Source organism: Gemmatimonadota bacterium (assembly GCA_016209965.1).
Taxonomy (GTDB): domain Bacteria; phylum Gemmatimonadota; class Gemmatimonadetes; order Longimicrobiales; family RSA9; genus JACQVE01.
In genome coordinates, this window is sequence record JACQVE010000139.1 from 1 (window position 1) to 8,420 (window position 8,420).

The window sequence follows — 8,420 nt, forward strand, 5'->3', positions numbered from 1 at the left end:
GCGCATGGTCATTGAGAACGGGATCGCCGACAGCATCGACTTCGTCCACATGGACGCCCTCTCCTCCGCTGTGGCCATGAAGTTCATCTGCGACCTCCAGCTCACCCTCATGGCCAGCAGCCTCTACCGCCTGCTCGGCGCCCAGATCGGCAACGGCTACGCCACCGCCAAGTCCCGCCACCTCTTCCGCGACTTCGTCGATGCCGTGGGCCACGTCACGCTCACCGGGAAGGAGATCGTCGTCAGCTTCCAGAAGCGCGCCCACAACCCCCTGCTGCTCGCCGCTGGTTTCGCCGACCTTACGCCCCCCGTGCCCTGGCTGGGTGGCCGGCGCCTCCGTCTCCAATTCGGGTAGTGGCGTGGAGTCCATCGACTGGCTAACGTGACGGCCTCGTGCCTGTCCCCACGGTCGCGGCCCCCCAACCCCGGCAGCACACGGTTGACCTCGCTCGCGGCGTTAGGTCAACTCTGTACCGTGGGAATCCAGGCTAGGCTAGGCTAGGCGCCCCGACTGCGGTAGCGGCGCAGCCGGCCCAGGTTGCGGCGGTCACTGGCCAGCGGGTCCTCCCCCTTGGGCGTCTCGAGCAGCTTCGGGATGGGCATCAGCCGTTCGTCCCGCACGAGTTGGCGGAACGGGGCGGGGCCAAGGCTCCCCGCGCCGATCGCCGCATGGCGATCCCGGCGGCTGCCGCGTGGGGCGAGCGAGTCGTTCAGGTGGAGGAGCCTGAGCCGGTCCAGTCCGATCACGTCTCCGAAGCGCGCCAGCACCCCCTGGTAATCATGGCGCAGGTCGTAACCTGCCGCCCAGACATGGCAGGTGTCGAGGCACACGCCCATCCGGCTGCGCAGTGCCGGCCTGACCCGTTCGATGATGGTGGCGATCTCCTCGAAGCTGGAGCCCAGCACCCGGCCGGCGCCGGCAGTGGTCTCGAGCAGCACCATGGTCGTGCCGCCCACCTCTTCCAACCCCCGCTCGATTGCCTCCCCATTCTGCGCCAGACCGCGCTGCAGTCCGCCATCCGTGGCGTTCCCGGGGTGAGTGACGAGGCATTCGATTCCCAGGGCGACGCAGCGTTCCAGCTCTTGGCGGAAAGATTCGCAGGATCGCTGGTAGAGCGCGGGATCCGGCGTGGCCAGGTTTATGAGGTAGGAATCATGGGCCGCCGCCATCACGATGCCGTGACGCTCGCGTGCTTCGCGGAATCCTGCCACGGCTTCCGCGGTGAGCTCCGGCTCCGCCCAGCGGCTGGGCTGCTTGGTGAAAAGCTGCAGCACCACGGCGCCGAGCTGCGCAGCCCGTGCGGGCGCATGCTGCACGCCGCCGGCACTGGAAACATGCGCGCCCAGCTCGTCGGCCGCCCGTGCGCCGCGGACTGCGGGAACGCGCCGGCTCACGCGGACCAGGTCTCAACTGCCGCAGCAACCGCAGAAAGGAGAGGCGGCGCGAGAAACCCGCGCCGCCTCTCCGCACACGCAGCGGCCGGCTGCTGCCGGCCGGAACCCGAGCCTACGGGGTCGCCGGGGGCATGGTGTCCATCGGCATCGTGTCCATAGTTGGAGGTGCGGGCTCGGCCTGCGGAACCTCTTCCACCTCGGGCACCTCTTCCTCGGGCTCCTCCCGGGCGCACGCGGCGAACGCCAAGAACGAGGCTGCGACAACCACCAGCAACGAGCGCTTCATGATCACCTCTCGAATAAGGGTTGCTGTGGGAGGTTCGATGGTCCTGCCGCGAAGCCTCCGTCGACCGGCTCCTCCGCCGACCCGAACTCCCGCCGTGGGGAGCGGATAGGCCGCAATAATGAAGGCGGGCCGCGCTGATGTCAAGGAAGGCAGACGCAACCGACGCAACCACGAGCCGGGCGTTCCCCAGCGCCTCCGTGGCCGATGGCGAAACATCGCGGCGCAACGATTCGGCCAAGAAATTGGATGAGGAACGCCGGCCGGGGGCGGGCGCTCGGCCGGCGGGGTGGAATAAGGGGGGTACAGCGTGCCCGCCGGCCAGTCCAGACTGCAAGGGGCGTGCCGGAGGCAGGCACTCGTCGCGTCAGGCGAATACCCGGGCCGCCGCCGCCAGGGCAACCGACTCCCAGGGGAAGGCGCCATTGGCGCCGTGCCGTCCGAAGTGGCCGTAGGCCGAGGTGGCTGCGTAAATGGGGCGCAGCAGCTCCAGGCGTTCGATGATGCCACGAGGCGTGAGATCGAAGGTCTGCCGGATCCAGCGCTCGATCTCCGCTCCATCCGCCTCCGCCGTGCCAAACGTTTCCACGGCCAGGGCCACGGGCTCCGCTACGCCGATGGCATACGCCACGCATACCTCGCAGCGCGGGGCTATTCCCGCAGCCACCAGGTTCTTCGCCACCCAGCGCGCCGCATACGCGGCGGACCGGTCCACCTTCGAGGGGTCCTTGCCGCTGAACGCGCCCCCGCCGTGCCGCGCCGCGCCGCCGTAGGTGTCCACGATGATCTTCCGTCCCGTGAGCCCGGTATCCGTGGCCGGTCCACCCTCGATGAACGAGCCGGCCGGGTTCACGAGCACGCGGTCCTGCCAGTCGGGCAGGCGGAAAGGGGCGGGCACGCAGCGAGGCACCAGCTCCTCGAGCACGAACTCGCGGATGTCGCGCATTGCGACGCGCGGCGCGTGCTGCGTCGAGACAACAACGCGCGTCACTTCGACCGGCCGGTCGCCCACATAGCGCACCGAGACCTGACTCTTCGCGTCCGGCCTCAGCCAATCGACTCGCCTGGCTTTTCGCGAAGCTGCCAGCTCGCGCGTGAGCGCGTGCGCCCAGGTGATGGGTGCGGGCATGAGCTCGGGCGTCTCATCCGTAGCATAGCCGAACATCATGCCCTGGTCGCCGGCGCCCTGCGCACGCGGATCCCCCTTGTCCACGGCGCGCGCGATCTCGGCAGCCTGGGCGTGCAGCCGCACGTGGACCTCCACGCCGTCCGCGGAGAAGCGGCCGTCCGGCTCGGTGTAGCCAATGTCGCGTATGGCATCGCGCACGACCGCGTCCAGCTCGGCCGCCGTCAGCGGGTCGGCGCTCCGCACCTCGCCCGCGATGCACACGTAGTTGCGGGTCACCAGCGTCTCGCAGGCCACCCGCGCCTCCGGATCTCGGGCCAGGTGCGCGTCGAGCACGGCATCACTGACGCGATCGGCCACCTTGTCCGGGTGCCCTTCGGAAACGGACTCGCTCGTCAAGACATAATCTCGTGCCATTCAGGGTCTCTCGGTGCTGGAGTGAGGTGGATCCGTGAGGTGCCCCGGCCAGAAAAGTCGGCGCGAGCTGCTGCCGTGTCAAGGAACACGTGTTGCATCGGCCGGCAGCAGGTATGGCCACGCTCTTGGGACCTGGTTTCCGCTGGCACATCTGGCCATGACTGCTCATGGGCGTAGGCCCAGATTCGGCAGGATGCATTGGCCGAGTGGCTGCCCGCGCGGCCCTGCTCCATGGCTGATGGGGGCGGTGGAATGTCTGGTTGGAGCAACAGGAAAGGGGGAAACCTGGTCCGACGGCCAGGGTATCAAGCCGCCGGCCCGATGACAGGCAGTCGTTACTGGAGTGGTCGAATTCGCAAGTGCGGTGGCCTTCGTGACCGTACTCACGAAATCGACCACTGGAGGATTCGGAGTGGGATCCCGGCAGCCGACGCCGCCCCGCGATATCGTGCGCGTCTTCGCGGCTCTGTCCGACGAGAACCGATTCCGCATTGTCGAACTGCTCTCGAACGGCAGGCCGGCCGAGCTCTCGTGCGGCGCGATTGGCGCGGCCCTCGGCCTGTCCCCCTCCCTCATCTCCCACCACCTCGCCATCCTCGAGGACGCCCGCATTATTGATCGCAGGAAAGACGGCCTCTGGACCCTGAACCGGCTGCGGCAGGAGCAGCTCTCGCGCCTGCTCGCCACGCTCGAAGGGCTGGTCCGCGTGGGCAGCGTGGCGCAGCCCGCCGACTAATAGCCCAGGCTGTAGGGCCAGGGCTCGGGAAGGGCCAGCAGCATGAGCGACGCGCCCAACAAGGCCACGTTCCTCATGAAGAAGAGCATCTGGTACATGCGCGCTTCACCCTCCTGGTTCCAGAAGTCGTGCATCTTGAAGGTGACGCCCAGGAAGAAGAGGGCGAGCGCGGCCACGCCCCATTCCGGCTCGTAGCCGAGCAGGATGGTGAGGCCGCCCACCAGCAGCAGCAGGCCGGTGAGGTAGACGGCCAGTCGCGGCGCCGGCACACCTTTCATCCGGGAGTAGTCGGTCATCATGTCCGTGTACATCACGAGGTGACCCATCGCATTGAAGATGAAGTAGCCGCCGAACAGGACGCGGCCCACCAGATGCAGGATCTCCATTGCTCACCTCCAGAAAAGAAGGGTAACACAGTCTCACGCGCCAGCCTGCGGCGCGCCGCCAGGGATCCCTGGCTCGGTCATGGTACGGGGGTCGAGGAGCGCTTCCAGCTCGGCTTCCGAGAGGACGCCCTGCGCGCGCGCCACCTCGCGCACCGTGCTGCCCCGGGCGTATGCTTCCTTGGCAATCCCCGCCGCGGCGTCATAGCCGATCCGCGGCGCCAGGGCGGTGGCCAGCGCCAGGTTCCCTTCCAGCAGCTCCTGGCAGCGCTCCCGGTTCACCACGATGTCTGCAATGCAGCGCTGGCGGAACACGCTCGAGGCGCGCGCCAGCAAGGCAATCGACTGCAGCAGCGCATGCGCCATTACCGGCATCATCACATTCAATTCAAAGAAGCTGCCCTGCCCCGCCAGGGTAACCGTAGTGTGGTTCCCCATGACCTGCGCGCCCACCATGGTGACCGCCTCGGGCAGCACCGGGTTGATCTTGCCCGGCATGATGCTGGACCCGGGCTGGATGGCCGGCAGTGTGATCTCGGCCAGGCCGGCCCGCGGCCCGCTGGCCAGCCAGCGGAGGTCGTTCGCGATCTTGCTGAGCGAGACTGCCAGCGTGTTCAACGCGCCGTGCGCGTAGACCACGGCATCGCGCGTCGACTGCCGCTCGAAGTGGTTCTCCGCCTCGCGAAAGCTCAGCCCCGCCATGACTGCGATCCGGTCGATGGCGCGGCGCGCGAACCCCGGATGGGTGTTGATCCCCGTGCCCACCGCCGTGCCACCCAACGGAAGCTCTGCCAGGTCATCGCTCGCCTCCTGCAGCCGGCGCATGCCCAGCGCGATCTGATGCGCGTATCCGCCGAACTCCTGCCCCAGCCGCACGGGAGTCGCATCCATGAGGTGGGTACGCCCCGACTTGACCACGTCATCGAACTCGGCCGCCTTCTCCGCCAGTGCCGAGCGCAGCCCGGCCAGCGCCGGCAGCAGCTCCTGGTGAATCTCCATCCGCGCGGCCACCTGCATGGCGGTGGGGATCACGTCGTTCGAGGACTGGCCCAGGTTGACGTGGTCGTTGGGATGGACCCGCTTCGAGCCCATGTCGCCGCCCAGGAGCTGGATGGCCCGGTTCGCGATCACTTCGTTCGCGTTCATGTTCGTCGAAGTGCCGCTCCCCGTCTGGAAGATGTCCACCACGAAGTGGCCGTCGTGCTCGCCCCGGATGACCTCCTCGGCCGCAGCCGCGATGGCGCGCACGACTTCCGCATCCCGCAGGAATCCCAGATCGGCGTTCGTCTCCGCCGCCGCTTTCTTGATCATCCCCAGCGCCGCAATGAAGCGGCGCGGGAAGCGCAGGTCACTGATGGGAAAGTTCTCGACTGCCCGCTGCGTTTGCGCGCCCCACAAGGCATCTGCCGGGACCTGCATCTCGCCCAGCGAATCCCGCTCGACCCGAAATACTCGCTCACCCACTGCGCCCTCCCACGTCACGAAAGCCCAAGACTGCGCCCCGGCCGTCTGCGTCCCGCTCCCGCTCCCGCTTCCCGACACGGCCAGCCGGCGACACGCGACACCCGACGCGGCCACACGGCGGCCACAGTTTAATTGCTGCTCCGGCGGGGCGCCACTACTATTCCGCCCCATGGAGCTGGCAGGAAAGGTGGCACTGGTGACGGGCGGCGCCCGGCGTCTCGGGCGAGCGTTTTGCCTCGGCCTGGCGAGAGCCGGCGCCGACGTGGTCCTCCACTATTTCCGCTCTGCAGAGGCTGCCCAGCACACGGCCGCGGAGATCGTCAGCCTGGGCCGCCGCGTCCTGACCGTGCCCGCGGACGTGGCGCAGAAGGCGGAGGTCGACGCCCTGGTGCGCCGCACGGCGGACTCGTTTGGGCGCCTGGACGTGCTCGTGAACAGCGCCGCGACCTTCGAGTCAGGCCCGCTGCTGGGCATCCAGGAAGCGGAGTGGGACCGCGTACTGGCCGTGAACCTCAAGGGGCCCTTCCTGCTGGCCCAGGCGGCAGCGCCGCTGCTGCGCCAGGGTGGCGGCGGCTGCATCATCAACCTGGCGGACCTGTCGGCCTTCCAACCCTGGCCGGCCTACGCGCACCACAGCGTCTCGAAGGCAGGGCTGGTCCACCTCACGCGCGTGCTGGCGCGCGCGCTGGCCCCGGACATCCGGGTCAACTGCATTGCTCCGGGCACGGTGCTCCCCCCCGAGGACTACACTGACGAACAGATCAAGCAGAGTCGCGAGGCCTCGGCGCTCAAGCGGCTGGGCTCGCCTGACGACGTCGTCGAAGCTCTGCTCTTCCTGGTGCGGAGCGACTTCATCACCGGGCAGGTGCTCGTGGTGGACGGGGGAAGGATGCTGCTCTAGCGGTGTATCACCCCGCCATGCGAGGTCGCTGGATCACAGTCTCCCTGCTGGCCGCCGCGACCGCGGCCGGCTGCTCCGCGCTGCTCGCGGCGCAGGGCAGGGATTGCCCATCCATCGAGACGCTGCGCGCCTACCGCCCACCCGAGGCCAGCCGGGTGTACGCCGCGGACAGCTCGCTGGTCGCCGACCTCTCGCCCCAGCGCCGTATTGTCCTCGAGCTGGACGAGGTGCCCGCGCTGCTGCGCGACGGGTTCGTCGCGGTCGAGGACCGCCGCTTCTGGCAGCACGGCGGCGTCGACCTGCGCGGCGTCGTGCGCGCGGCCTGGCGCGACCTCACCTCGCTCTCCCTGCGGGAAGGCTTCAGCACCATCACCATGCAGGTGGTGCGCAATGTCTTCCCCGAGGAGCTCCCCTTCTCGGAGAAGCTGCGGCGCAAGACGTGCGAGGTGCTGCTCGCCCGGCGCATGGAGCAGGAGTTCACCAAGCCGGAGATCCTGCAGCTTTACCTGAATCAGATTTACCTGGGCGATGGCCTGTACGGTGTCGAGGCCGCGGCCCGGGGCTACTTCGATAGGCCGGCCAGCAAGACCGCGCCGGAAGAGGCCGCGCTGCTCATTGCCCTGGCCAAGAATCCGGAGGGCAACAATCCCCGCAAACACCCGCTTCAGGCGATCCGCCGCCGGAACCTGGTGCTGGACGTCATGGTGCGGGAAGGTGTGCTCGAGGCCGCGCGGGCCGAGCGGGCCAAGGCGCGGCCGATCCGGCTGGCGCCGCCGCCGGAAGCGGCCGGGCCGGCCCCCTACTTCGTGGCGCGCGTGCGCCGCGAGCTGCGCCAGCGTTTCGGCGCTGACGCCGACATCCGCGGCCTGCGCGTCTATACCGGGCTGGACCCGGTTGTGCAGCGCGCAGCCCGCGAAGCGCTGGTGGCGCAGCTCCGTCGCATCGAGGCTGGCGAATACGGCCGCTACCGGCACCCGGTCCCGTCCGACACCGGCGCCGGCCGGGACACCGCCGCGGCCTACCTGCAGGGCATGATCGTGGCCCTCGATCCCCTGACCGGTGACGTGCGGGCTCTGGTGGGCGGCCGCGACTTCGCGCTTTCCCAGTTCGACCGCGCGTTCCAGGCCCGAAGACAGCCCGGGTCCGCCTTCAAGCCCATCGTCTATGCCGCCGCGCTGAGCCAGGGGCTGCCCATCACCACGCGCATCGAGACCACGCCGCTGGTCATCGACAATACTCCCGGCTCGCCGCCCTGGGAGCCCAGCGATCACCTGCCGGACAGCCTGCAAACCATGTCGCTGCGCAGCGCCCTGGCGCTCTCCTCGAATTACGCGGCCGTCCGCATCGGCCGCTGGGTCGGCGAGCCGCGTGTAGTGGAGACGGCGCAGGCGCTGGGCATCACCACCAGCGTGCCCGCTTACCCCTCCGTGCACCTGGGCGCCGCGGACATCATTCCGGCGGAGCTCGTGGCGGCCTACGCCGCGTTCGGCAATGGCGGAGCCCGGGTGCGCCCGCGGGTCATCACCCGCGTGGACGATGCTCGCGGCCGCACCATCTGGCGCGCACCCGTCGTGCGGCAGGCGGCCCTGGACGAGGGCGTCGCCTTCCTCACCTTGAGCCTGCTCGAGGATGTGGTGGACCGCGGAACGGCCGCTGGCGTGCGCGGCGGCGGCTTCTGGCTGCCCGCCGCGGGGAAGACGGGGACGAGCAACGAA

Annotated in this window: 9 protein-coding genes; 4 read left to right on the top strand and 5 right to left on the bottom strand. The window is 69.1% G+C overall.

Translation table 11 applies throughout. The annotated features are described in order from the left end of the window. Positions 1 to 355 (top strand): hypothetical protein (locus HY703_05750; GenBank protein ID MBI4544674.1); only part of this gene is annotated, 355 nt, incomplete at its 5' end. A gap of 143 nt (positions 356 to 498) precedes the next feature. On the opposite strand, the gene HY703_05755 is transcribed toward HY703_05750, so the two are convergent. From HY703_05755 to HY703_05765, 3 genes are all read right to left on the bottom strand, one after another. Further along, positions 499 to 1,395, bottom strand: a complete 897-nt coding sequence (locus HY703_05755; protein ID MBI4544675.1) for a deoxyribonuclease IV — start codon at positions 1,393 to 1,395, stop codon at positions 499 to 501. Positions 1,396 to 1,507: 112 nt separating this feature from the next. Continuing rightward, positions 1,508 to 1,681: a hypothetical protein gene (locus tag HY703_05760; protein ID MBI4544676.1), complete on the bottom strand. Its 174-nt coding sequence runs from the start codon at positions 1,679 to 1,681 to the stop codon at positions 1,508 to 1,510. A gap of 364 nt (positions 1,682 to 2,045) precedes the next feature. Beyond that, entirely contained in the window at positions 2,046 to 3,221 is a 1,176-nt protein-coding gene (locus HY703_05765) for a methionine adenosyltransferase (protein MBI4544677.1), read from the bottom strand. A 412-nt stretch (positions 3,222 to 3,633) separates the two neighbouring features. Here HY703_05765 and HY703_05770 point away from each other — a divergent pair, with 412 nt between their 5' ends. After that, on the top strand, positions 3,634 to 3,957 hold the full coding sequence (locus tag HY703_05770) for a helix-turn-helix transcriptional regulator (protein ID MBI4544678.1): 324 nt from the start codon (positions 3,634 to 3,636) through the stop codon (positions 3,955 to 3,957). Here the strand turns inward: HY703_05770 and HY703_05775 are convergent. Together HY703_05775 and HY703_05780 are read right to left on the bottom strand one after the other, a co-directional pair. Next, on the bottom strand, positions 3,954 to 4,343 hold the full coding sequence (locus HY703_05775; GenBank protein ID MBI4544679.1) for a DoxX family membrane protein: 390 nt from the start codon (positions 4,341 to 4,343) through the stop codon (positions 3,954 to 3,956). The genes HY703_05770 and HY703_05775 overlap by 4 nt on opposite strands. Positions 4,344 to 4,376: 33 nt before the next feature. Continuing rightward, entirely contained in the window at positions 4,377 to 5,975 is a 1,599-nt protein-coding gene (locus tag HY703_05780; GenBank protein MBI4544680.1) for a class II fumarate hydratase, read from the bottom strand. On the opposite strand from HY703_05780, the gene HY703_05785 reads away from it, so the two are divergent. Further along, positions 5,974 to 6,705, top strand: a complete 732-nt coding sequence (locus HY703_05785; protein MBI4544681.1) for an SDR family oxidoreductase — start codon at positions 5,974 to 5,976, stop codon at positions 6,703 to 6,705. The genes HY703_05780 and HY703_05785 overlap by 2 nt on opposite strands. A gap of 17 nt (positions 6,706 to 6,722) precedes the next feature. Beyond that, a partial coding sequence (locus tag HY703_05790) for a transglycosylase domain-containing protein (GenBank protein MBI4544682.1) occupies positions 6,723 to 8,420 on the top strand: 1,698 nt, incomplete at its 3' end.